18 protein-coding genes and 1 pseudogene are annotated in these 21,623 nt (G+C 74.5%); 12 read left to right on the top strand and 7 right to left on the bottom strand.

Going from position 1 to position 21,623, the window contains the following annotated elements; all coding sequences use genetic code 11:
• Positions 1–182 precede the first annotated feature (182 nt).
• From AB0J86_RS29245 to AB0J86_RS29235, 3 genes are all read left to right on the top strand, one after another.
• The gene (locus AB0J86_RS29245; RefSeq protein ID WP_363860858.1) at positions 183–437 is read left to right on the top strand and encodes a hypothetical protein; all 255 of its coding nucleotides are present in this window, start codon (positions 183–185) and stop codon (positions 435–437) included.
• A 362-nt stretch (positions 438–799) separates the two neighbouring features.
• A complete protein-coding gene (locus AB0J86_RS29240) occupies positions 800–2,059 on the top strand; it encodes a M48 family metallopeptidase (protein WP_363860918.1) in 1,260 nt (419 codons plus the stop codon).
• Positions 2,060–2,142: 83 nt separating this feature from the next.
• Entirely contained in the window at positions 2,143–3,270 is a 1,128-nt protein-coding gene (locus AB0J86_RS29235; RefSeq protein WP_363860917.1) for a glycosyltransferase family 4 protein, read from the top strand.
• 39 nt (positions 3,271–3,309) lie between these two features.
• Here AB0J86_RS29235 and AB0J86_RS29230 read toward each other — a convergent pair whose 3' ends face one another.
• A complete protein-coding gene (locus AB0J86_RS29230; protein ID WP_363860857.1) occupies positions 3,310–3,693 on the bottom strand; it encodes a MerR family transcriptional regulator in 384 nt (127 codons plus the stop codon).
• Between the two features lie 79 nt (positions 3,694–3,772).
• On the opposite strand from AB0J86_RS29230, the gene AB0J86_RS29225 reads away from it, so the two are divergent.
• Positions 3,773–4,990, top strand: coding sequence for an MFS transporter (locus AB0J86_RS29225; RefSeq protein WP_363860856.1), 1,218 nt, complete (start codon positions 3,773–3,775; stop codon positions 4,988–4,990).
• Positions 4,991–5,257: 267 nt separating this feature from the next.
• On the opposite strand, the gene AB0J86_RS29220 is transcribed toward AB0J86_RS29225, so the two are convergent.
• From AB0J86_RS29220 to AB0J86_RS29210, 3 genes are all read right to left on the bottom strand, one after another.
• Positions 5,258–6,991 (bottom strand): Hsp70 family protein, encoded by a 1,734-nt coding sequence (locus tag AB0J86_RS29220; RefSeq protein WP_363860855.1) that lies wholly within the window; start codon positions 6,989–6,991, stop codon positions 5,258–5,260.
• 83 nt (positions 6,992–7,074) lie between these two features.
• Positions 7,075–8,763 carry a bifunctional diguanylate cyclase/phosphodiesterase gene (locus tag AB0J86_RS29215; RefSeq protein ID WP_363860916.1) on the bottom strand — a complete coding sequence of 563 codons (1,689 nt, stop codon included), beginning with the start codon at positions 8,761–8,763 and terminating at the stop codon, positions 7,075–7,077.
• Between the two features lie 97 nt (positions 8,764–8,860).
• A complete protein-coding gene (locus AB0J86_RS29210; protein ID WP_363860854.1) occupies positions 8,861–9,670 on the bottom strand; it encodes an SAM-dependent methyltransferase in 810 nt (269 codons plus the stop codon).
• Between the two features lie 285 nt (positions 9,671–9,955).
• On the opposite strand from AB0J86_RS29210, the gene AB0J86_RS29205 reads away from it, so the two are divergent.
• Both AB0J86_RS29205 and AB0J86_RS29200 read left to right on the top strand, forming a co-directional pair.
• On the top strand, positions 9,956–10,516 hold the full coding sequence (locus AB0J86_RS29205; protein WP_363860853.1) for a thioredoxin domain-containing protein: 561 nt from the start codon (positions 9,956–9,958) through the stop codon (positions 10,514–10,516).
• A 421-nt stretch (positions 10,517–10,937) separates the two neighbouring features.
• Complete coding sequence (locus AB0J86_RS29200) at positions 10,938–11,375, top strand: DUF4395 domain-containing protein (RefSeq protein WP_363860852.1); 438 nt, start codon at positions 10,938–10,940, stop codon at positions 11,373–11,375.
• 163 nt (positions 11,376–11,538) lie between these two features.
• Here the strand turns inward: AB0J86_RS29200 and AB0J86_RS29195 are convergent, their stop codons facing one another.
• The 3 genes from AB0J86_RS29195 to AB0J86_RS29185 are packed head-to-tail and all read right to left on the bottom strand — an operon-like array spanning position 11,539 to position 15,708.
• Positions 11,539–12,207 carry a response regulator transcription factor gene (locus tag AB0J86_RS29195; RefSeq protein ID WP_363860851.1) on the bottom strand — a complete coding sequence of 223 codons (669 nt, stop codon included), beginning with the start codon at positions 12,205–12,207 and terminating at the stop codon, positions 11,539–11,541.
• 7 nt (positions 12,208–12,214) lie between these two features.
• Positions 12,215–13,894, bottom strand: a complete 1,680-nt coding sequence (locus tag AB0J86_RS29190) for a GAF domain-containing sensor histidine kinase (protein WP_363860850.1) — start codon at positions 13,892–13,894, stop codon at positions 12,215–12,217.
• 14 nt (positions 13,895–13,908) lie between these two features.
• The gene (locus AB0J86_RS29185; protein ID WP_363860849.1) at positions 13,909–15,708 is read right to left on the bottom strand and encodes an AMP-dependent synthetase/ligase; all 1,800 of its coding nucleotides are present in this window, start codon (positions 15,706–15,708) and stop codon (positions 13,909–13,911) included.
• A 250-nt stretch (positions 15,709–15,958) separates the two neighbouring features.
• On the opposite strand from AB0J86_RS29185, the gene AB0J86_RS29180 reads away from it, so the two are divergent.
• The 6 genes and pseudogenes from AB0J86_RS29180 to AB0J86_RS29155 all read left to right on the top strand — a co-directional run bounded on the left by AB0J86_RS29180 (position 15,959) and on the right by AB0J86_RS29155 (position 21,484).
• A complete protein-coding gene (locus tag AB0J86_RS29180) occupies positions 15,959–16,414 on the top strand; it encodes an SRPBCC family protein (protein ID WP_363860847.1) in 456 nt (151 codons plus the stop codon).
• Positions 16,415–16,434: 20 nt separating this feature from the next.
• A pseudogene (locus AB0J86_RS29175) lies at positions 16,435–16,827 on the top strand (hypothetical protein); the annotation flags it as partial.
• A gap of 571 nt (positions 16,828–17,398) precedes the next feature.
• A complete protein-coding gene (locus AB0J86_RS29170) occupies positions 17,399–18,346 on the top strand; it encodes an ROK family glucokinase (RefSeq protein WP_363860846.1) in 948 nt (315 codons plus the stop codon).
• A 27-nt stretch (positions 18,347–18,373) separates the two neighbouring features.
• Positions 18,374–19,105: an endonuclease/exonuclease/phosphatase family protein gene (locus AB0J86_RS29165; RefSeq protein WP_363860845.1), complete on the top strand. Its 732-nt coding sequence runs from the start codon at positions 18,374–18,376 to the stop codon at positions 19,103–19,105.
• Between the two features lie 169 nt (positions 19,106–19,274).
• The gene (locus AB0J86_RS29160; RefSeq protein WP_363860844.1) at positions 19,275–20,675 is read left to right on the top strand and encodes an NAD(P)-binding domain-containing protein; all 1,401 of its coding nucleotides are present in this window, start codon (positions 19,275–19,277) and stop codon (positions 20,673–20,675) included.
• Positions 20,672–21,484 carry an alpha/beta fold hydrolase gene (locus AB0J86_RS29155; protein WP_363860843.1) on the top strand — a complete coding sequence of 271 codons (813 nt, stop codon included), beginning with the start codon at positions 20,672–20,674 and terminating at the stop codon, positions 21,482–21,484. Before AB0J86_RS29160 ends, AB0J86_RS29155 begins: the two co-directional genes overlap by 4 nt.
• Positions 21,485–21,623 lie beyond the last annotated feature (139 nt).

Here is a 21,623-nt window from a genome sequence, read left to right as displayed (position 1 = left end):
TCCGTCCGTCGCGTTCCGTGTCCGGCGGGCGCCCCGCCGGCGCCCGCGTCGCTGGTCTTGTCGTACCCCTGTCCTAGCGTCGATGTAACCGACGGTGGCCGGGCTGCGACACGACCGCCTCCCGGGTGCCGGAGGGGACGTCGACGCGGTGCGCCGGCGTACCGCCGAGGAGTGGAGGCACCATGCTGATCGACTGCGACAGCTGCACCGTGCGGGGCGCCGCCTGCGCCGGGTGCATGATGAACGCCCTGGTCACCGAGCCGCCCCGAACGCCGCAGCGGGACGGACCGGGGCACGACACCCGGCTCACCGGCGCCGAGCTGCGCGCCATCGAGACGTTCGCCCGCGCCGGCTTCGACGTGGAGGTGCTCGGGCAGAGCGGGGGACCGGCGCTGCGCCCGGCCCGGCGGCCGCACCGCCGGCACCACGTGGCCTGACGCCCCCTCGCGGGCCGGCCCGCTCCAAGCCCTTCCTCGCTCGCCCGCGCCTTTCCGGCCCGCTGTGCTCCGGCCCGCTGTGCTCCGGCCCGCTGTGCTCCGGCCCGCCGTGCTCCGGCCCGCCGTGCTCCGGCCCGCCGTGCTCCGGCCCGCCGTGCCCATGCCTTCCTGGCGCGTGCCCACATCTCTGCGGCCCGCCGTGCTTCCGGCTCGGCCTGCCGCGCCGGTGGGCCGGCCGCCGACGCGTCGCGGGCCATAGGATGGGCCGGCGCCGACGCGGGCGATGCGGCCGGGCGGTGCGGCGCAGGGCGACGACGGGAGGAGTGACCGGGCATGACCGGGCAGAGCAGGGGCGGGACGGCGTGACGCCGCGCGGCTGGGCCGTCGTCACCCTCGCCGGGCTCGTGGTCGCGCTGGCGGTCACCGCGCTGCTCCTGGTGCCCTGGCACCGGCCTCCGGCGCCCCGCGCCGACCAACTCGCCGCCCTCCGGACGCTGCCCGCCGCCGAGGTGGCCCGCGGCCGGGCGTTCCACGCCGACCTGCGCCCCGGCAGCTACGGCGCCCTGGCGATCGGGCTGCTCGCCGCGCTGGTACTCGGACTGACCCCGCTGGGGGCCCGGCTGGTCGGGCTCGCCGGCCGCCCGTTCGGCGACCACTGGATCGCGCAGGCGGTGCTCGGCGGGCTCGCCGTGCTGCTCGTCGCCGACCTGGTCACCCTGCCCTTCTCCGCCTGGCGGCACACGGTGCTGGTGCGGTACGGGCTCTCCACGCAGGGCTGGGGCGGCTGGACGGCCGACCTGCTCAAGTCGTACGCGGTCAGCGCCGTCATCGGCGCGGCGGCGCTGCTCGGCTTCTACACGGTGACCCGGCTCGCGCCGCGCTGGTGGTGGGCGCTCGGGGCGGCCGGCGCGGCGGCGCTGGTGGTGCTCCTCTCGTTCATCCTGCCGGTGCTGGTCGAGCCGGTCTTCAACAGGTTCACCCCGATGGAACCGGGACCGCTGCGCACCGAGCTGACCGAGCTCGCCGCCCGGGACCGGGTACCGGTACGCGACGTGCTGGTGGCCGACGCGTCACGGCGTACCCGGGCGGTCAACGCGTACGTCTCCGGCCTCGGCCCGACCCGCCGGATCGTCGTCTACGACACGCTGCTGCGCGAGGCGTCGCCGCAGGAGGTGACCAGCGTGGTGGCGCACGAACTGGGCCACGCCAAGGACCGGGACGTGTTCACCGGCACGCTGACCGGCGCCCTCGGCGCCGCGGCCGCGGTCGTCGCCCTCTACCTGCTCGGTTCGTGGGGCGGGCTGCTGCGGGCCGCCGGGGTGGACTCGATCGCGGCACCCCGGGCGCTGCCGCTGATGATCGCGGTGGTGACGGCGGTCGGCCTGGTGGCGGGGCCGGCGCAGGCCCTGGTCTCCCGCCGCGTCGAGGCACGGGCCGACGCGCACGCGCTCGCGCTGACCGGCGACCCCGCCGCCTTCGAGGCGATGCAGCGCCGCCTCTCCACCGTCAACCTGGCCGACCCGGATCCGCCCCGCTGGGAGTACCTCTACTCCGCGTCCCACCCGTCCACCGTGGAGCGGATGGCCGCCGCCCGCGCCTACGCCAGGGAAGCCGGCAAGTGAACCGCACCGAACCGGGACCGGACGGGCCCGCGAGCGTACCCGCCCCGGCCCAGGCACCGGACGGCACGACCGCCGGACGGACCCTGCTGGTCACCAACGACTTCCCGCCCCGGCTGGGCGGGATCCAGTCCTTCGTGCACCAGCTCGCCCTCGGCCAGCCGCCCGGCTCGCTGCTGGTCTACGCCTCGACCTGGCCCGGAGCGGAGAAGTTCGACGCCGACCAGCCGTTCGAGGTGGTCCGCGAGCCGACGAAGATGCTGCTACCGACGGCCCGGGTCGCCCGGCGGGCGGTGGAACTCGCCAAGGCCCACCACTGCGACACCGTCTGGTTCGGCGCCGCCGCGCCGCTGGGGCTGCTCGCCGGCCCCCTGCGGCAGCGGGCCGGGGTCGAGCGGGCGGTCGGGCTGACCCACGGGCACGAGATCGGCTGGGCGGCGCTGCCCGGGGCACGCGCGCTGTTGCGCCGGATAGCCCGGCAGAACGACGTCCTCACCTACCTGGGGGAGTACACCCGGGTACGCCTGGAGCGGGTCCTGGGCGGGCTGACCGAGCTGCGCCGGCTCGCGCCCGGGGTGGACGTCGAGGCGTACCACCCGGGGGTCGACGGCGGACCGGTCCGGGCCCGGTACGGGCTGGCCGACCGGCCGGTGGTGGTCTGCGTCTCCCGGCTGGTACCCCGCAAGGGCCAGGACGCGCTGATCCGGGCCCTGCCCGAGCTGCGCCGCCGGGTACCGGACGCGGCGCTGCTCGTGGTCGGTACGGGCCCGTACCGGGCGACCCTGGAGAAGCTGGCCCGCCGGGTCGGCGTCGAGCGCGACGTCGTCTTCACCGGTCCCGTGCCCGGCGCCGAACTGCCCGCGCACTACGCGGCCGGCGACGTGTACGCGATGCCGTGCCGCACCCGCCGGCGCGGCCTGGACGTGGAAGGGCTGGGCATCGTCTATCTGGAGGCCTCGGCCTGCGGGCTGCCGGTGGTGGCCGGCGACTCGGGCGGCGCGCCCGACGCGGTCCGGGAGGGGGAGACCGGTTACGTGGTCGACGGGCGCGACCTCGCGCGGCTCACCGACCGGCTCGCCACCCTGCTGACCGATCGCGAGCTGGCCCGGCGAATGGGTACCGCCGGACGCGCCTGGGTGGAGCGGGAGTGGCGCTGGGAGACCCAGGCCCGGCGGATGACGGAGCTGCTGGCGGACCGGGCGTCACGGGCGTAGCGGCTGACGGAGCTGCTGGCGGACCGGGCGCCCCGGGCGTCACGGCGTTGTGGCGGCCTGGCGGTCGCCGGCGCGTACCGCGTCGAGGTATTCCGCCACCGCGTCCCGGTTGCGGGTCAGGCAGGCGATCCGCTCGGTCATCCGGTCGCGTTCCCGCTCCAGTGTGGCGAGCATCTCGGGGGTGGCGTCGGAGAAGTGGATCACCCGTGGTTTGTCCAGGCACGGGAGGATCTGCTTGATGATCCGGGTCGGCAGCCCGGCCTCCAGCAGCCCCCTGATCTGCAACACCCGGTCCACGAACCGCTCGTCGTAGCTGCGGTAGCCGTTCGCGCAGCGGTCTGCGACGATCAGTCCCTGCTCCTCGTAGTAGCGCAGCAGACGCCGGCTCGTGCCGGTGCGCTTCGAGAGTTCGCCGATGCGCACGCCGTCACCTCGCTCTTCCCGCCGTACGGTGAACCCGGCTTGACCATCACATAAGTGTGAGGGTTTGAGCATACGCGGCATGCGTAACCACACCCTCGAACCGGCCGGCGCGCAAGCCGCCGACCAGCGCCGACGGCTTCCGCTGTCGGCGCTGTTGGCGCTGGCCACGGCCGTCTTCATCACCAGCCTGACCGAGACGCTGCCCGCGGGTGTCCTGCCCGCGATGAGCGCCGACCTGGGCGTCGGCGAGTCGGCCATGGGGCAGTCCGTGACGATCTACGCCGTCGGTACGGCGCTTACGGCGATCCCGCTCACCGCCGCCACGGCGGGCTGGCGGCGCAAGCGGCTGCTGCTGACGGCGGTGGTCGGCTTCGCCGCCGCCAACACCGTTACCGCGGTCTCGGCGAACTTCCCGCTGACCATGGTCGCCCGGTTCGTCGCCGGGGTGGCCGCCGGGCTCGCCTGGGCGCTGCTGGCCGGGTACGCCCGCCGGCTCGTCCCCGTCGAGTCGCAGGGCCGGGCGATCGCGATCGCGATGACCGGGATCCCGGTCGCGCTGTCGCTCGGCGTACCGGCCGGCACCTTCCTCGGCCAGGCGTTCGGCTGGCGGGTGGCGTTCCTGGCCATGAGCGCGCTCACCGTCGTCCTGATCGTCTGGACCGTGGCGGTGGTGCCGGACCAGCCCGGCCAGCGGGCGGGCGGCCGCAGCCCGATGCTGCGGGCCGTCACCGTGCCCGGCGTGGGCGCGGTCCTCTTCGTCACGCTGGTCTTCGTACTCGCCCACACCATCCTGTACGCGTACCTCGCCACCTTCCTCGACCGGCTCGGCATGGGCGACGCCACCGACCTCGTGCTGCTGGTCTTCGGCGTCGCCTGCCTGGTCAGCATCTGGATCGTGGGCGCGCGGATCCACCGGCACCTGCGGTCGCTCACCATCGCCAGCACGCTGCTCGTGGCGGTGGCGGCGGGCATCCTGGCGCTGTCGTCCGGCAGCACCACCCTGGTCTACCTCGCGGCGGCGCTCTGGGGGCTCGGCTGGGGCGGCGTACCGACGCTGCTGCAGACGGCGGCGGGCGACGCGGGCGGCGACGCGGCGGATGCGGCGCAGGCCATGCTGGTCACGCTCTGGAACGCGGCGATGGCCGGTGGCGGCGTCGCCGGGGGCATCCTGCTCGACTCCCTCGGCGCCGACTCGTTCCCGTGGACCGTGCTGTTGCTGCTGGTCCCGGTGCTGGTCGTGGTGGTCGCCGCGCGGACGCACGGCTTCCCCGCCGCGCCGCGCGCCGGCCGGGCCTGACCCGCGCGGGATCGCGTCTGCCGCCTGGGCCTGGCCTGTCCGGGATCGCGTCTGCCGCCTGGGCCTGGCCTGTCCGGGATCGCGTCTGCCGCCTGGGCCTGGCCTGTCCGGGATCGCGTCTGCCGCCGCCCGCGTGCCGGCCGGGCCTGACCCGTTCGGGATCAGGGACGCCACCGGCGCGCCGTCCCTGATCTCGTCCGTCCTCGGCCCTGCCACGGGTCTGCCCGGTCGGCGCGCTCGGCAGTTGCGCCGCGTGGCGAAGGTTCGTCAGGCCCGCGGTGCCCGGGCGTCCTGCTTCGCCGAGCGGGCCGGGGACGCCAGGGCGAGTAGCAGGTAGCCGCCGGCGCTCACCAGGCTGCCGAGGCCGGGGGCGGACCCGATGGCGGGCGGACTGGGCATGGCCATGAAGGCGAGGAACGCCAGCGCGACCAGCACGACGGAGGACAGCAGGGTCCACCGGGGCGGCCGACCCGGTCCGTTGCCCGCCGCCGCGATGGTGACCACGGCGATCGCCATCGCGGCGGCGGCCAGCAGCAGGCCCAGCCAGTGGGCGTAGAGGTAGCGCCACAGGTCGAGCGGTTCGCTGGGCAGGCCCGTTCCGGCGTGCGCGGCGACCTCCAGGTACCCGACGTCGACGTGGCCCTGCCCGGTGTAGGTCCGGATCCAGGGCAGGCCGAAGAAGCCGACCAGCATCGCCAGGGCGGCCGCCGCGACGGTCACCCAGCGCACGGCCGGCGGGGTACGGCCGGCGCCGCCCCGGTCGCCCGTACCGGTGAACGAGTCCGCCAGCGCCGCCCGAGGCGAGGCCGGGCGTTTCACCGGCGGCGAGCCGGGTGACGGCGAGCCGGGTGACGACGGGGGACCGCCCGGCGGCGGCGGAGAGGCGGGTTCCGGCGGAGCGGTGGGCTCCGCCGGATCGTCCATCGTGGACGGGCCGGTCGGGGCGACGAGCGCGCCGTGCGCCACCACGATCTCGGGCTGTTCGAGCACTACCGGCGCGATCCCGCCGACGCGGTGCAGGGTGGTGGCGACCAGCGGAACCCGGGAGGCGCCACCGACCAGGAAGAGCCCGGCGAGCTGGGCCGGCGCCACCCCGGCGGTACGCATCACGTCGACCGTGAGTTGCGCCGTGGCCAGCAGCCGGGGCTGGGCAAGCCGCTCGAACTCCTCCCGGCCGACCAGCACCTCCTGGTCCACGAAGGGCGCGTAGAGCGTGGCGCTGGTCTGGCGGGAGAGGATCTCCTTCGCGGCCCGGGCGTCGTCCCAGAGGGTCCGGAAGGCCCGGCGCTCCTCCGGGCTCGCGGGACTCTCCAGTCGGCGTCGCGCGGCCGGATCGTGCCGCTCGATTACCGCTGCCACCCGTTCGACCAGCAGCGCGTCGAGGTCGATCCCGCCGAAGTCGTCCTGCCCGCCGATGCCGCGTACCTCGAACCCGTCCGCGCCGCGGGCCACCACGCTGACGTCGAGGGTCCCCGCGCCGAGGTCGTAGACGACAACCTGGCTCCCGGGCGGCACCTGGTGGCCGAGCAGGGTGGTGAAGTACGCCGCGGCGGCCACCGGCTCCGGTACCAGGGTCGGAGCCGGAAGTCCGGCGTGGACGGCCGCCTCGACCAGCACCCGCCGGCGCGTCGGCCCCCAGCCCGCCGGGTGCGTGAGCACCACCGACGTGACGCGCTGCCCCGCCGCCCGGGCGGCCTCCTCGGCGACCCGGCGCAGCGTCGCGGCGATGGCGTCGCCGACCGGTACGCCGACCCCGCCGAGCAGCAGTTCCGCCTCGCCGACCCGGCGCTTCGGGGTCGGCTCGTACCGGTCCGGCCCGCTGCGGGCACCCCGCACCGCGTCCTGACCGGTCAACAGCTGTCCGCCGGGGCCGAGCTGCACGGCGGAGGGCAGCAGCGGTGACGCGTCGAAGAGCAGCTGCTGGGTCCGGCCGTCCGGCCACCGCAGCACGGCCACCGTGTTCGAGGTGCCGTAGTCGATGGCGAGTCGCACGACCAGCACTATGCCACCATCGAGATCACATCGCCCGGGTCGTGCCGTGCGGCTGACCGGAAAGCCGCAGGCCGCCGGGGGAACCGTCGCGGTCAGGCCGCCGTGACGGGGAGTTGGCGGAGGTGTTCGGTGATCCGCGACGGCGGCGCGGGCTCGCCGAAGTGCCAGCCCTGCCCGGCGTCGCAGCCGATCGCGCGCAGCCGCTCCGCCTGCCCGGCGGTCTCCACTCCCTCGGCCGTGACGGTGAGGTCCAGCGCGTGCGCCAGCGAGACCAGCGTGGCCACGATCCGCTCGTCGGTGCGGCTGGCCGGCTCGCTCGCCGGCGCGCGCAGTCCGGCCACGAACGAACCGTCCACCTTCAGCTCGTGCACCGGGAGGTTACGCAGGTAGGCGAGGTTCGAGTAGCCGGTGCCGAAGTCGTCGATCGCGATGCGTACGCCGAGGTCGGCCAGGACCCGCAGGGCGCGTACCGGCTCGCCGGTGGCGCTCATCATGGCGCTCTCGGTGATCTCCAGTTGCAGCCGGTCGGGCGGCAGCCCGGTCTGCTCCAGCAGGCCGGCGATCTCGTCCACCAGGCCGGCGCCGCGTACCTGCCGGACGGCCAGGTTCACGCTGACGAAGGGGGCCGCCGGGCTGAGCCGGCTCCACTCCCGCGCCTGGCGGCAGGCCTCGGCCAGCACCCACTCGCCGAGCCGCACGATCAGGCCGGTCTCCTCGGCCAGCCCGATGAAACTGTCCGGCCGCAACGTCCCCAGCTCCGGGTGGCGCCAGCGGACCAGCGCCTCGACCCCGCGTACCCGGCCGTCCGCCAGCGAGGCGAGCGGTTGGTAGTCGAGGTAGAACTCGCCCCGCTCCAGGGCGGCGGGCATCGCGGCGGAGAGGGCGTACCGGCGTACCTCCCGCTCGTTGCGCTCCGGGTCGAACACCGACCACCGGCCCCGGCCCGAGGTCTTCGCCCAGTGCAGGGTGATGTCGGCCGCGCGCATCACGTCGCCCGGGGAGGTACCGGCCACCGGTCCCTCGACGATGCCGATGCTCGCCGAGACGGTGATCTCGTGACCGCCGACCAGCGACGGCGTGGCGATCGCGGCCAGGGCCGCGTCGGCGACCTTCAGTACGTCGTCCGTGCAGGTGGTCTCCTCGACCAGGATGACGAACTCGTCGCCGCCGAGCCGGGCGACGAGGTGGTCGGCGACGGCGTGCCGCAGCCGCTCGGCCACCGAGACCAGCAGCAGGTCGCCGACCTGGTGCCCACGGGTGTCGTTGACCTCCTTGAACCGGTCCAGGTCGACGAAGCAGACGCCGAGGCGGGCGTCGGGCCGCGCCGGGCGGCTGATCGCGGCCGTGAGCCGCTCGGTGAAGAGCGTCCGGTTGGGCAGGTCCGTCAACGGGTCGTGGGTCGCCTGGTGGCGGAAGCGGGCCTCGCTCTCGCGCAGCGCCCGTTCCGCCTGGTACCGGGCGACCATGCCGGCGCGCCGGATCGACTCCTGCTCGTCGAGGGTGCGGTTGCGCAGGGCGCGGGCGTAGCCGGTGGCGACCGTGGCCAGCAGCCGGGCCAGCCGGTCCTGCATGTCCTCGCCGGAGAGCCCGAGGTCGCGCAGCAGCCGCAGGTGGATGACCTCGATGGTCCGGCCGAGCCCCTCCGCCGAGGCGATGTGCGCGGCGACGAGGTCCCCGCCGACCTGGTGCCCGACGCGCAGGTCGAACGGTTCGGCCTGCAGCGCCTCCGCCAGGCGTACCGTCAGGTCGCGCAGCAGCGCTTCCAGCTGCTGCTGGGTCATCGGCAGGTAGCTGGTGCCGGTCACCGCCTTGGCCCAGGCGCGGGCGAAGGTGGCCGGGCCGGGTCGGGGCGCGGCGGGGACGGCCTCGTTGCCCTGGTCAGTCACCGAGCCGTCCCACTCCACCCATGAAGACGGCGCGATGCGCGTCCTCGGTGCTGTCCAAGGTGTCCGGTCGCCAGTGGGGTACCCAGACCACGCCCGGGTCGAGCAGGTCGAACCCGTCGAAGAGGTCGGTCAGCCCCTGGCGGGTACGCATGAAGAGCGGGTTGTCGGTGCGCCGGTAGACCCGGTGGGCGTCCTCCCGTTCCCCGTCCGTACGACCGTCGTCGGTGGCCTGGGACAGCACGAGGTAGCTGCCCGGGGCGAGCGCACGCCGGATGCTGGCCAGGATCCCGCGCGGGTCGTCCGAGTCCGGGATGAAGTGCAGCACCGCGACCACGATGACCGCGATGGGCTCGTCGAAGTCGAGCAGCTCGCGTACCTCGGGGTGGTTGAGGATCCGGTCGGGCCGGCGCAGGTCCTCCTGCACCACGGTCGCCCCGCTGACGCCGTACAGGATCTCCCGGCTGTGCGCCACGGCCACCGGGTCCACGTCGACGTAGACGACGCGCGCGTCGGGCTCCACCCGCTGCGCGATCTCGTGCACGTTGCCGACCGTGGGGATGCCGGAGCCGATGTCGAGGAACTGCCGGATGCCGGCACCGGCGAGGTACTGCACCGCGCGGCGGAGGAAGGCCCGGTTGGCCTGCGCCATCAGCGGGGCGTCGGGCACGGCGGCGATCATGGCTTGGGCGGCGGAGCGGTCGACCGCGAAGTTGTGCGACCCACCCAGGTAGTAGTCGTACATCCGGGCCACGCTGGGCCGTTCGATGTCGATGCTCTCCGGTGCCCACTCCGGCCGCCGCATACTTGCCCCTCTTGTCGACAGCGTGTTGGTTTGTTGACCGTCCGGTGTTCCCCGGTATTCTGCCCGCCCGCTGCCGTCGTAGCCAGACCACGATCAGGCGCCGCCGGCCCCGCCGGGGGCGCGGGACGCCGCCGGCCGGCGGGAAGAAGCGATGGTACGGCGGAAAGAAGCGCCCGTACGACCGGAAGAACGCGACGGGGGAGAAGCGCCGGTACGGCGGAACGGGGCGGCGGCGGCCCCGGTGGCGCTGGTCGGCGCCACCGGCGGCGTGGCAGAGTGGGCACCGTGGAAGGTCCCACGCTGGCCGGGGCGCTGGTGGTCGTGGCCGTGCTCGCGGTCGCCACCGGATTCGGGCTCTGGGGCCAGCGGCGCGACGGCCGGTTGCGACCGGTCGCCGGCCCGGAACCCGTTGGCCCGGAACCCGTTGTTGGCCCGGCACCCGTTGGCCTGGCGCCGGCCCGACCCGGGACGCCGGCTTCGGCTCCGGCCGGGCCCGCGACGCCGACGCCGGTAGCGGCCCCGGTCGAGTCCGGCGTGCTCGCGGGGCTGGGCGTCGAGCCGGGCGTACCGGCCACCCTGGTGCAGTTCTCGTCGGCGTTCTGCGCCCCCTGCCGGGCCACCCGCCGGATGTTGGACGAGGTGAGCGGGTTGCTGCCGGGCGTACGGCACGTGGAGGTCGACGCGGAGAGCCACCTCGACGCGGTCCGGGCCCTCGACATCTGGCGTACGCCGACCGTGCTGGTGGTCGACGCCGACGGCCGGATCGTCCAGCGGGCCGCCGGGGTTCCCACCAAGGCCCAGGTCGTCGCCGCGCTGGCGCCCCTGCTCTCCGGCGCCCGCCCATGAGTCGCCGTACGCCCCGCGCGAGCGGCTCGGTCGTCGTTCGGTCGAGCGGCGTGCGGTCGAGCGGGGGAGTGCGCCTGACCCGGCGCCGCACCGTCGACCACGGCCACCTCTGCGTCAGCCTCTGTCGCTAGGCACGCCTGTCGCGCACCGCCATTCGCCGCGCGGCCACCGGTTTCCGCGCCGGCCGCTGCCGTGGCCTCCGTTTTCTCGGCGGCTGCCACCACGGCCGGGCCCCTGGTAGCCACGCCACTGGCAGCCCGCCCCGGTAGCCACGTCCGGCGGCCTCGCCCGCCACTGACAGCCCGCCCGGTAGCCACGCCACTGGTAGCCACGCCGCTGGCAGCCGCGCCTCCGGTCGCCGCCCGTCCGGTGGCCGATCCGCCCGTCTCCGGTCCCGTCGCCCTCCCGTACAGGGGTAACCATGCTTGTCGATCCTCGTGGGCCGCGCTTCGCCGCCGCCCTCACCACCGTCGTCCTGGCCCTGGTCCTGATCACCGGCTCCGGCTGGCTGGCGCTGGCGCAGGCGGTGGTCTTCGCCGTCACGGCCGCCGACCCGCGTCGCGGCCCGTACGGGCTGCTCTTCCGCGCGCTGGTCCGGCCGCGCCTGAGCCCGCCCGCGGAGCTGGAACCGGTGGCGCCGGTCCGGTTCGCGCAGCTCGTCGGGCTGGCCTTCGCCCTGGTCGCCGCGGTCGGCTACCTCGGCGGCGCGCCGGTGGTGGGCGTGGTGGCCGGCGCCGGCGCGCTGGCGGCGGCGTTCCTCAACGCGGCGTTCGGGCTCTGCCTGGGCTGCGAGGCGTACCTGGCGATCCGGCGGCTCACCGGCCGCGCCGTCCCCGCCCGCGTCCCCTCCGGGCGTTAGGACGGGAACCCGCGTCCCCGGCGGCGCCAGGACGGGAAACGGTGGCCGTCCCCGGACAGGGACGGCCACCGTTCGCCGGATACGTCGTCGATCGCCCCGGGGCCCGCGGAACCGACCTGGTGCGAGGGCCGGCCGGATCCGGTGCGGGTCCGGCCGTCCGGGCTCAGAACTTCGGGGCGTCGGGGGCTTCGAGCAGGCCGAGCCGGAGCGCGGTCATCAGGGCCTGGGCCCGGTTGGCGGCGCCGAGCTTCTCGTAGAGCTTCGAGATGTGGGTCTTCGCGGTCGACTCGCTGACGAAGAGCTGCTTGGCGATGCCCGCGACGCTCATGCCGTCGGCGAGCAGCCGCAGCACCTGACCCTCGCGGGGGGAGAGCTGCGGGCCGGACGGGGCCAGCCGGCGCTTCATCGCCTCGGCGAGGTCCGCGGCGGTGAACGCGCTGGGGGAGGAGGCGGCGTGCCGGGCCGCGGCGACGACCTCGTCGGCGGGGGCCGTCTTCGGTACGAAGGCGCTCGCCCCGGCCTCCAGCGCGCCGAAGAGCTGGTCGTCACCGGCGTACATGGTCAGCACCACGATGCCCATGGTGGCGCTCGACTTGCGCAGGGCGCGCGTCGCCTCCAGGCCGCTGCCGTCGGGAAGGCGGAGATCCATGATCACGACGTCGGGCTGCAGGGCGCCGGCCTGCCGGACCCCCTCGGCCGCCGTGGCGGCCTCGCCGACGACCTCGAACTGCCGGTCCCGCTCGAACGCGTGCCGCAGGCCCTTGCGAATCAAGTCGTGATCGTCAACAAGCAGGACCTTGGTACGAGCTGTCGGTGTGGGGCTGGTGGTCATGCTCGGGTTACTCCCCTTCTGGTGCGGTGACGCTATCGCGCACGCTATCGCGCCGGGGCGAGCTCCCCAGAACCACCGCGACGGTCGTGCCGCTCGGCTCTCGTGGTCGGATCTCCAACCGGCCTCGGATACGTTCCGCTCTCTCCGCCATGATCGCAAGACCGTACCGCCCGTCGGGGCGCTGGTCAGCGATGCCCTGACCATCATCCGACACTTCAATTTCCGCAAATGGCGGATCGACGGCACAGGTGACCCACAAATTACTCGCTCCGGCGTGCTTTCGAGCGTTGGTGACCGCCTCCTGGGCGATCCGCAGCAATTCCGCTTCGGTCGCGGCGGGCAGCCGCGCGGTCGATTCGTCGAGCGACAGATGCACCCGCAACCCGCCGGAGGCGCCGACGGTACGGGCGTACTCGGCGATCGCCGCGGCCAGCCCGCCGTGCCGGTCGACCTCGCTGCGCAGCTCGAAGAGGCTCAGCCGCAGCTCCGTGATCACCCGGGTCACCTCGCCGCGCAGCGTACGCAGCTCCTCGGCGGTCTCCTTCGCCTCCTCGGGCAGGGTGGCCAGCGCGTTGTCGATGCCGTACCCGACCATCACCAACTCCTGCGCGACCCCGTCGTGGATCTCGCGGGCCAACCGCTGCCGTTCCTCGTTCGTGGCGAGCGAGCGCACCTCGTCGAAGAGCAGCGCGGCCTCCAGTCGCAGCGCCGCCGGGCCGGTCAGCGCCGTGACCCGGGCCACCACCGGCGGCGGGTAGGCGTTGGCCACGTCGGCCTCCAGGGTCACCAGCCCGACCGTACGGACCCCGGCGACCAGCGGTACGACCAGCGCGGAAACGTCCCCGCCGGCGTGTGAGCGGGCCTGTGACCGGTGCGCGGTCTGCGGCTGCTGGCTGGCCCAGGCCTCGGCGATGGCGGAGTCGGCGTCGAGCGTGGTCTCCCAGTCGACCCGTTCCACACCCATCTGGGCGAGGACCACGAGCCGGCCGCCGCCGCTGGCGGAGAGCACGGCGGCCCGGTCGGCGCGGGCCACCACCCGCAGCTCCTCCAGCAGGTGCTCGGAGATGCCGCCCGGGTCGAGGGTGGCGCCGGGGAGCTGCCGGGCGACGCTGCGCAGCTGGGTGAGCAGCCGGGTCGCCTCGGCGTACGGCTGCGGCCGGCTCTCGCCGCGGACCTGGATGATCCGCTGGATCGTGCCGGCGGCCACGGTGCCGACCAGGGCGAGGACCAGCCACTGGAGGCAGACGGCGAGGTAGCCGAGCTGCCCGATCTGCGGCCGGTCGGTCAGGAAGGCGCCGCTGAGCGCGAGCGTGACCGCCGCGATCACGACCAGCACGACGCCCTCGGTGGAGCGCCGCCGCATGGCGGCCACGGTCAGCGGTACGGCCAGGTACGGCAGGATGGCCGAGGCCCCCCAGCCGCCGTTGATCATTGCCGCCGCCGCCACCTGGCTGGCCGCCAGCCCGACGATGATCACCTCGGCAACCCGCCCCAGCGGCCCGAGAATCCGGTGCTCGGACGCGACCAGGGCCGGGATGCCGGCGGCGGCGAGCAGCGCGATCCAGCGCAGCTGCCCGACGTCGTGCGTCGCGATCAAGCTGAGTACGGCCACCAGCGCGAGCATGACCAGGCGCGAGGCGGCCGCCAGCGGATGCGGGTGGGGCCGGGCGGATGTGGAGGCGGGCACCTGACGGATGGTAGTCAGCTCTTGTAGATATCGGCGATTTCCGCAGCGTATGTCTCATGCACGACGGCCCGCTTGACCTTCAGCGACGGGGTCAGTTCCCCGGCCGCCTCGGTCAGATCCCGGGGCAGGATGCGGAAGGTCTTGATCGCCTCGGCCCGGGAGACCCCCTCGTTGGCCGCGTCGATCGCCTCCTGCACGCCGGCCTTCAGCTCCGGGTCGTCGCGCAGCTGCTCGACCGTGGTGCCGGCCGGGTGGCCGTGCTCGGCCAGCCACTTCGGCCAGGCGTCCTCGTCGATGGTGACCAGCGCGGCGATGAACGGCTTGCCGTCGCCGATCACGACGCACTGGCTGACCAGCAGGTGGCCCCGGACGGCGTCCTCCAGCACGGCGGGGGCGACGTTCTTGCCGCCCGCCGTTACGATGATCTCCTTCTTCCGGCCGGTGATGCTCAGGAACCCGTCGTCGTCGAGCCGGCCGAGGTCGCCGCTGTGGAACCAGCCGTCGCCGGTGAGCACCTCGGCGCTCGCCTCGCGGTTGTTCCAGTACCCGCCGAAGACCACGTCGCCCTTGAGCATGATCTCGCCGTCGTCGGCGATCCGGACGGTCACGCCGGGCAGGGGCCGGCCGACGCTGCCGATCCGGGTGGCCGACGGCAGGTTCACCGCGACGGCCGGGGAGGTCTCGGTCAGGCCGTACCCCTCCAGCACGGCGAGGCCGATGCCCCGGAAGAAGTGGCCCAGCCGGGGGCCGAGCGGGGCGCCGCCGGAGATGGCGTGCCGGCAGCGCCCGCCGAGGGCGGCGCGCAGCTTCCGGTAGACCAGCAGGTCGAAGACCCGGTGCCGCAGCCGCAGCCCCAGTCCCGGCCCCGACGGGGTGTCCAGCGCCTCGCTGTACGCGACCGCCACCCGCTCGGCCTGCGCGAAGATCTTGGCCTTGCCGTCGGCCTGCGCCTTCTGCACCGCGCCGTTGTAGACCTTCTCGAAGACCCGGGGTACCGAGAGCAGGAAGGTCGGCTGGAACTCCTGCAGCTCGGGCACGAGGTTCTTGACGTCGGCGGTGTGGGCCATGGTCGCCCGCGCCTGCACCACGCCGATCTGGATGAGCCGGGCGAACGAGTGCGCCAGGGGCAGGAAGAGCAGGGTCGAGGCGCCGGCGTTGAACAGGTGCGGCAGCACCGGGATCGCGTTGCAGATGTCGGAGAGCATGTTGCGGTGGGTCAGGGTGCAGCCCTTCGGGCGTCCGGTGGTGCCGCTGGTGTAGATGATCGTGGCGCAATCCGAGGACTTGACCGATTTGCGCCGTACGTCGATCTCCGCGGCGTCGACCGGCTCGCCCCCGGCGACCAGCGCGGCCACCCCGCCGTCCTCGATCTGCCAGACCTGCCGCAGCTCCGGCAGCCGGCCCCGGATCTTGGCGAGCTTCCCGGCGTGCTCGTCGTTCTCCAGCACCACCGCCCGCGCGCCCGAGTCCGCGAGGATCCACGCCATCTGCTCGGCGCTGGAGGTCTCGTAGATCGGTACGGTCACGGCGCCGGCCGCCCAGATCGCGTAGTCGACCAGGGTCCACTCGTACCGCGTCCGGCTCATCAGGCCGACCCGGGTGCCCGGCTCGATCCCCGCGGCGACCAGCCCGCGGGCCACGGCCACCACCTCGTCGCGGAACTGCCGGCAGGTGACGTCCACCAGCCCGCCGTCCGGCCCGCGCCGGACGAACTGCACCGTCTCCGGCGCGGTTTCGGCGTTGTCCCAGACCGGATCGGTCAGGGTGGCGTTGTCGCCGACGGTGACAACCGGGGGTACCGAGAACTCGCGCACCTGCACTCCCTCGTGTTCGCACTGGCCGCCGGCCCGCCGGGTTCGCCGGGTTCGGCCATTCGAACCTACCGGCGTCCCGGTCGGGCCGCTCAGCCGGGCGGCCCGACCCGCCGGGCGAACCGGGCGTGACGATCCGGGCGGGCGGGCGCGGCGTCACGATCCGGGCGGTCGCGGCGTCACGATCCGGGCGGGCGCCGCCGGACCGAGCCGCCGCGTCGCGCGGCGCCATCGACGCGGTAGCCTGCCCAGCATGGCGGACTCCTCCACCCAGTCGATCGTCATCGACGCGCCCCCGGAGCGGGTGGCGGCGGTGATCTGTGACTTCGCGAGCTACCCGGAGTGGGCGGAGGCGGTCAAGCGGGTCGAGGTGCTGGAGGAGTACGAGGACGGCTACGCCAGCCAGGTCCGGTTCACACTCGACGCGGGCGTGCTCGCCGACGAGTACACGCTGGTTTACGAGTACGCCGAGGACATCTCCCGGATCGAGTGGCGCCTGGAGGGGCCCTCCCGGATGCAGAAGTCGCAGACCGGGTCGTACGACATCGAGCCGAACCCGGACGGCACGTCGACGGTGACCTACACGCTCGAGGTGGAGCTCTCGGTCGGGATGCTGGGGATGTTCCGCCGCAAGGCCGAGAAAATGATCATGGATAATGCGTTGAAGCAGCTCAAGCGCCGGGTAGAAACCCAGAGCGCGGCGCTGTGACGCGGGCGGAGGAGCCGGGCATGGCAGGCATCGATCCGGGTTCGGCCCGCGAGGAGGCCGAGCGCCTGGTCGCCACGGCGCTCGCCGCCGCGCGCCTGGCCGCATCCGGGCACAACCCGATCCGGTCGCACCCGCTCGGTCCGCTGGGTGACGTGATCTCCGGCTGGCTCGGCCCGGTCTCCGGCCCGACGGCCGCCGGGGGCGGATCCACGGCCGCCGGCGGCGGCGGGAGTTCCGGCGGCTTCGCCACCGGTGACCCCGAGTGCTGCGTCTGCCCGATCTGCCGGGTCATGGCCGCGCTGCGCGACCCGAGCCCCGAGTTCGCCGAGCGGCTCGCCACGGGGGCGGGCGACTTCGCCGCCGGGGTGGCGAGCCTGCTGCGCGCCCTCGCCACGGCCAACCCCCGCCCCACCGCCGACCAGGACGCCTGGGGCCCGGCCACCCGCGCCGCGGCCGGGTCGGACGGCGCGGACCCGGCAGCGCGCGCCGCCGACCAGGACGCCTGGGGCCCGGCCACCCGCGCCGCGGCCGAGCCGGACGGCGCGGACCCGGCAGCGCGCGCCGCCGACCAGGACGCCTGGGGCCCGGCCACCCGCGCCGCGGCCGGGTCGGACGGCGCGGACCCGGCCGCCGAGGCGAGCGCCCCGGCGCCGAGCGACGGCACCTGGCGGGACACCCCCGGTAGCAGGCATGATTCAGAGCCGGAACCGGAGCCGGACGTCTGGGCGGCCGCGACCCGTGCGGACAGCGACGTCCCGCCGGCCCGGTCCGCGGAGGCGACCGCGGTTGCGGTGCCGGCCGAAACCGGCCCGGCGGCCCACCGGGCCGAGGTACGTCCGGTGGTGCCGGCGACGCGGGCGCCGGCCGCCCCCGAAGGCGACGGCGCGCGAGGCGACGGGGCCTGACCAGACACCAGCCGTACCGCCGGTGGCCGGGTGCCACCTGGTGGCGGTAGGCGCAGCACAGCAGAGGGGAGCGGCAGCGGTGACGCTGACCATCGGAGTCGACGTGGGTGGCACCAAGGTGGCCGCCGGCGTGGTCGACGTGAGCGGGAACGTCCTGGCGGAGACCCGCCGGGACACGCCCGCCGACGACGTCGCCAAGACCCGCGACGTCATCGTCGAGGTGGTGCAGCAGTTGGCCGCCGGCCGGGAGATCGAGGCGGTCGGCATCGGCGCGGCCGGCTGGATCGACGCCAGTCGCTCGAAGGTGCTCTTCGCCCCGAACCTCGCCTGGCGGGACGAGCCGCTGCGCGACCACGTCCGGTCGGCGGTCGGGCTGCCGGCGATCGTGGAGAACGACGCCAACGTGGCGGCCTGGGCCGAGTTCCGGTACGGCGCGGCCCGGCACGCGGACGACTCGATGATCATGTTCACCATCGGTACCGGGGTCGGTGGCGGCATCGTCCTCGGCGGCGAGCTGGTACGCGGCGCGCACGGCGTCGCGGCGGAGCTGGGCCACATGCTGGCGGTACCGGACGGGCACCCGTGCGGCTGCGGCCGGCTCGGCTGCATCGAGCAGTACGCCAGCGGCAGCGCCCTGGTCCGCTTCGCCCGGGCCGGCGCACGGCAGGAGCCGCAGCGGGCGGAGGGGCTGCTGAAGCTGGCCGGCGGCGACGTCGAGGCGATCACCGGTCCGCTGGTGACCGCGGCGGCGAAGTCCGGCGATCCGGTCTCCACCGAGGCGTTCGCCCAGCTCGGCAAGTGGCTCGGCATGGGCCTCGCCGACATGGTGCAGATCCTCGACCCGCAGGTACTGGTGATCGGCGGCGGCGTCGTCGACGCGGGTGACCTGCTGCTCGGCCCCACCCAGCGGTCCTATGTGGACGCCCTGGCGCAACGTGGCAGACTGCCGGTGGCCGAGGTCCGGCCGGCGGAGTTGGGCAACACCGCCGGGATGATCGGCGCCGCCGACCTGGCGCGGCGACGGTAGTCCACGGCGACGAGCGAGGGGTGGGCCGTGACGCGGGCGCAGCCAGCCGGGAACGACAGCACGGGCGTACGGCTGCGGGTGCTGTCGTACAACATCCACGGTCAGCGTGACGACGTGGCCGCGCTCGCGGCGGTGGTCCGCGACGCCGAGCCCGACGTGGTGATCGTGCAGGAGGGACCGCGCCGGTTCCGGTGGCGGCACCGGTGCGCCGCCCTGGCCGACCGGCTGGGTCTGGTGGTGGCCGCCGGCGGGCTGCCGTCGCTGGGCAACCTGCTCCTGACCAGCCTGCGGGTACGGGTGCACCGGGCCTGGTACCGGCAGTTCCCACTCACCCCGGGCCGGCACATGCGGGGCGCCGTCTTCGCCGAGTGCTCGGTCGGTGTCCCGCGCGCCCGCTTCGTGCTGGCCGGTTCGCACCTCTCCACCGATCCCGCCGAGCGGCCCGGCCAGGCCGCCCTGCTCAAGCGGGACCTGGGCGAGTTGGACCAGCCGGTGATCGTGGGCGCCGACCTGAACGAGAACTCGGGCGGCGCCGCCTGGCGGACCATCGCCGACGGGCTCACCGACGCCGCGGCGGCCGCCGGCCGCACCGACCGGTACACCTTCCCCTGCGCCGCGCCGCGCGACCGGATCGACGCGGTCTTCGTCGACCGGCGGATCGAGGTCGTCGACTACGACGCGGTGGACACCGAACAGACCCGCCGGGCCAGCGACCACTTTCCGGTCCTCGCCGACCTGGTGCTGCCGCCGTCCCGCTGACCCGGGTCCCCGGCGATTCCCGGTCCGGTGGTGGGGTCGGAAGGCCCGGCTTGTCGACGGGTGAAAATCGGTGCCCGCCGACCGCGTCGTGGGCTGGACAAAGGATGACGAAAGTCGAGAGGATGCGGCAGCCACGTCGGCACTCGTGCCCGATAAGGAGAATTCTTCGGTGTCCACCTCCACCGACCCTGACAGCCCCGACAGCGCCGCGACCTTCTGGCGGGACGGGCGCCCGGTCTACGACCGGGGTGACACGGTCTGCGTCATCGGCGCCGGCGCCAGCGGGCTGACCGCCATCAAAAACCTCAAGGAGCACGGCTTCGGCGTCGACTGCTACGAACGGGAGACCAGCGTCGGTGGCGCCTGGAACTGGCGGCACGACCGCAGCCCCGTCTACGCCAGCACCCACCTGATCTCGTCCAAGCCGCTCTCCCAGTACCCCGACTTCCCGATGCCGGACTCCTGGCCGGACTACCCGCACCACAGCCAGCTCCTGTCCTATCTAGAGCGGTACGCCGACCACTTCGACCTGCACCCGCACATCTGGTTCGGCACGGAGGTGGTACGCGTCGAACCGGCCGAGGGCGAGCGCTGGGACGTCACCACGCGCAGCACCGGCGGGTACGGCGCCGAGCGGACCTCCCGGTACGCGGCCGTGGTGGTGGCCAACGGGCACAACTGGTCGCCGAAGCTGCCCGGCTACGAGGGGCTGGACGACTTTCGCGGCCAGATCATGCACTCGTCGGCGTACAAGGACGCGACCCAGCTGCGCGGCAAGCGGGTGCTGGTGGTCGGCGCCGGCAACACCGGCTGCGACATCGCGGTCGAGGCGGGACAGCAGGCCGCGAAGGTCTGGCACTCCAGCCGGCGGGGCTACTGGTACGCGCCGAAGTACCTGCTCGGCCGCCCGGCCGACCAGGTCGGCGACCAGGCGCTGGCGCTGGGCCTGCCGCTCTGGCTGCGGCAGTGGCTGTTCCAGCGGATGGTGCGGCTGACCGTGGGCGACCTGACCCGGTTCGGCCTGCCCCGCCCCGACCACAAGCCGTTCGAGACCCACCTGATCGTCAACAGCCAGCTCGTCTACTACGTCGGGCATGGCGCGATCACCCCCGTACCGGACATCGCCCGGTTCCGCAGCTACAGCGTGGAGCTGACCGACGGCAGCGAGATCGAGCCGGAGCTGGTGGTCTTCGCGACCGGGTACCTGCCGAGGTTCGAGTTCCTCGCCCCGGAACTGCTCGGCACCGACTCCTCCGGCCGCCCCACTCTCTACCTCAACACGTTCCCGCGCCGGCATCCCACCCTCGCCGTGGCGGGCCTGCTCCAGTCCGACTCCGGCATCTTCCCGCTGACCCACTGGCAGACCGTGATGATCGCCCGCTGGCTCCGGCTGCGCGAGACCGCGCCGGAGCGGGCCCGCGAGATCGGCGCCCGGATCGAGGCCGACGCCGGGCGGCGCTGGAACCCGGCCAAGGTCAAGGAGAGCACCCGGCACTGGTTCGAGGTCAGCCACCTCGACTACCTGCGGGCGGTCCAGCGCACCCTCGACGACCTGGAGGTGGCCCGATGAGCCCCCGTACGCGGATCGTCCGGTCGCGGGACTGGGCTCACCCGGTGCCGCCGGTACGTCGGGAGGTGCTGACCGCCACCCCGGAGGTGGCGGAGGAGAAGCCGCCGGTGCTGTTCGTACCGGGCTTCGGGCACGGCGCCTGGGCGTTCGCGGAGCACTGGCTGGAGCACGCCGCGGGGCGGGGCTTCCCGGCGCACGCGGTGAGCCTGCGCGGCCACGGCGGCAGCGCGCCCGCGCCGGGCGCCACCCTGCGGGCGTACGTGCACGACGTGGTCCAGGTGGCGGCGAGCCTGCCCCGGCAGGCCGTACTGGTGGGGCATGGCGCGGGCGGCCTGGTCGTGGCGCACGCGCTGGCGCGGTACCCGGCCCGGGCGGGCGTACTGGTGGCGCCGGTGCTGGGCGGCTGGGGCACGCTGGGCGCGGCGCTGCGCCGCAACCCGGCCGGCACCCTGCCGGCCGTCGTCGGCGGTCCGCTGCGCCTGAGCCGCCGGCAGCTGTTCAGCCGCGAGCTGCCGAACGCGACCGCGAAGACGTACCTGGAGCGGCTCGGACGGGCCGGCAAGCGGGCGCAGTGGCAGCTGCTCACGCACCGGGAGCCGGAGGCGGCGGTGGGCAACCCGCCGGTGCTGGTCCTCGGCAGCCCCGACGACCGGGTGGTGCCGCCGTCGGCGCTGACCCGGGCGGCCCGGCGCTACGGCTCGGCCCCGCTGCTCTTCCCGGGGATGGGCCACGACCTGATGCTCGACGCCCGCTGGCGGGAGCCGATCGACGCCATCCTCGACTGGCTCGACAAGGACACCCCGGTCTGACGCCGTCCGCCCGGCCGGGGGGGGCCCCCCCCGCCCCCCCCCCCCCCGGGGGGGGGGGGGGGTGGGCGGAGAGCCGGTTGCGATTTGGCGGCGGGAGGGACAACGGCGGAAGTGAAAAACCCCCCAACCGCCCGGTGGA

This window comes from Micromonospora sp. NPDC049559, from assembly GCF_040676675.1.
Taxonomy (GTDB): domain Bacteria; phylum Actinomycetota; class Actinomycetes; order Mycobacteriales; family Micromonosporaceae; genus JBFAPK01.
The sequence above is the reverse complement of the archived record's forward strand: the minus strand, read 5'-3'. Positions and strand labels throughout refer to the sequence as shown.

Coding starts and splice junctions, on each gene's coding strand:
- AB0J86_RS29245 (WP_363860858.1), top strand. CDS start 183: ATGCTGATCGACTGCGACAGCTGCACCGTGCGGGGCGCCGCCTGCGCC.
- AB0J86_RS29195 (WP_363860851.1), bottom strand. CDS start 12,207: ATGACCACCAGCCCCACACCGACAGCTCGTACCAAGGTCCTGCTTGTT.
- AB0J86_RS29215 (WP_363860916.1), bottom strand. CDS start 8,763: ATGACCCAGCAGCAGCTGGAAGCGCTGCTGCGCGACCTGACGGTACGC.
- AB0J86_RS29225 (WP_363860856.1), top strand. CDS start 3,773: ATGCGTAACCACACCCTCGAACCGGCCGGCGCGCAAGCCGCCGACCAG.
- AB0J86_RS29210 (WP_363860854.1), bottom strand. CDS start 9,670: ATGCGGCGGCCGGAGTGGGCACCGGAGAGCATCGACATCGAACGGCCC.
- AB0J86_RS29200 (WP_363860852.1), top strand. CDS start 10,938: ATGCTTGTCGATCCTCGTGGGCCGCGCTTCGCCGCCGCCCTCACCACC.
- AB0J86_RS29155 (WP_363860843.1), top strand. CDS start 20,672: ATGAGCCCCCGTACGCGGATCGTCCGGTCGCGGGACTGGGCTCACCCG.
- AB0J86_RS29180 (WP_363860847.1), top strand. CDS start 15,959: ATGGCGGACTCCTCCACCCAGTCGATCGTCATCGACGCGCCCCCGGAG.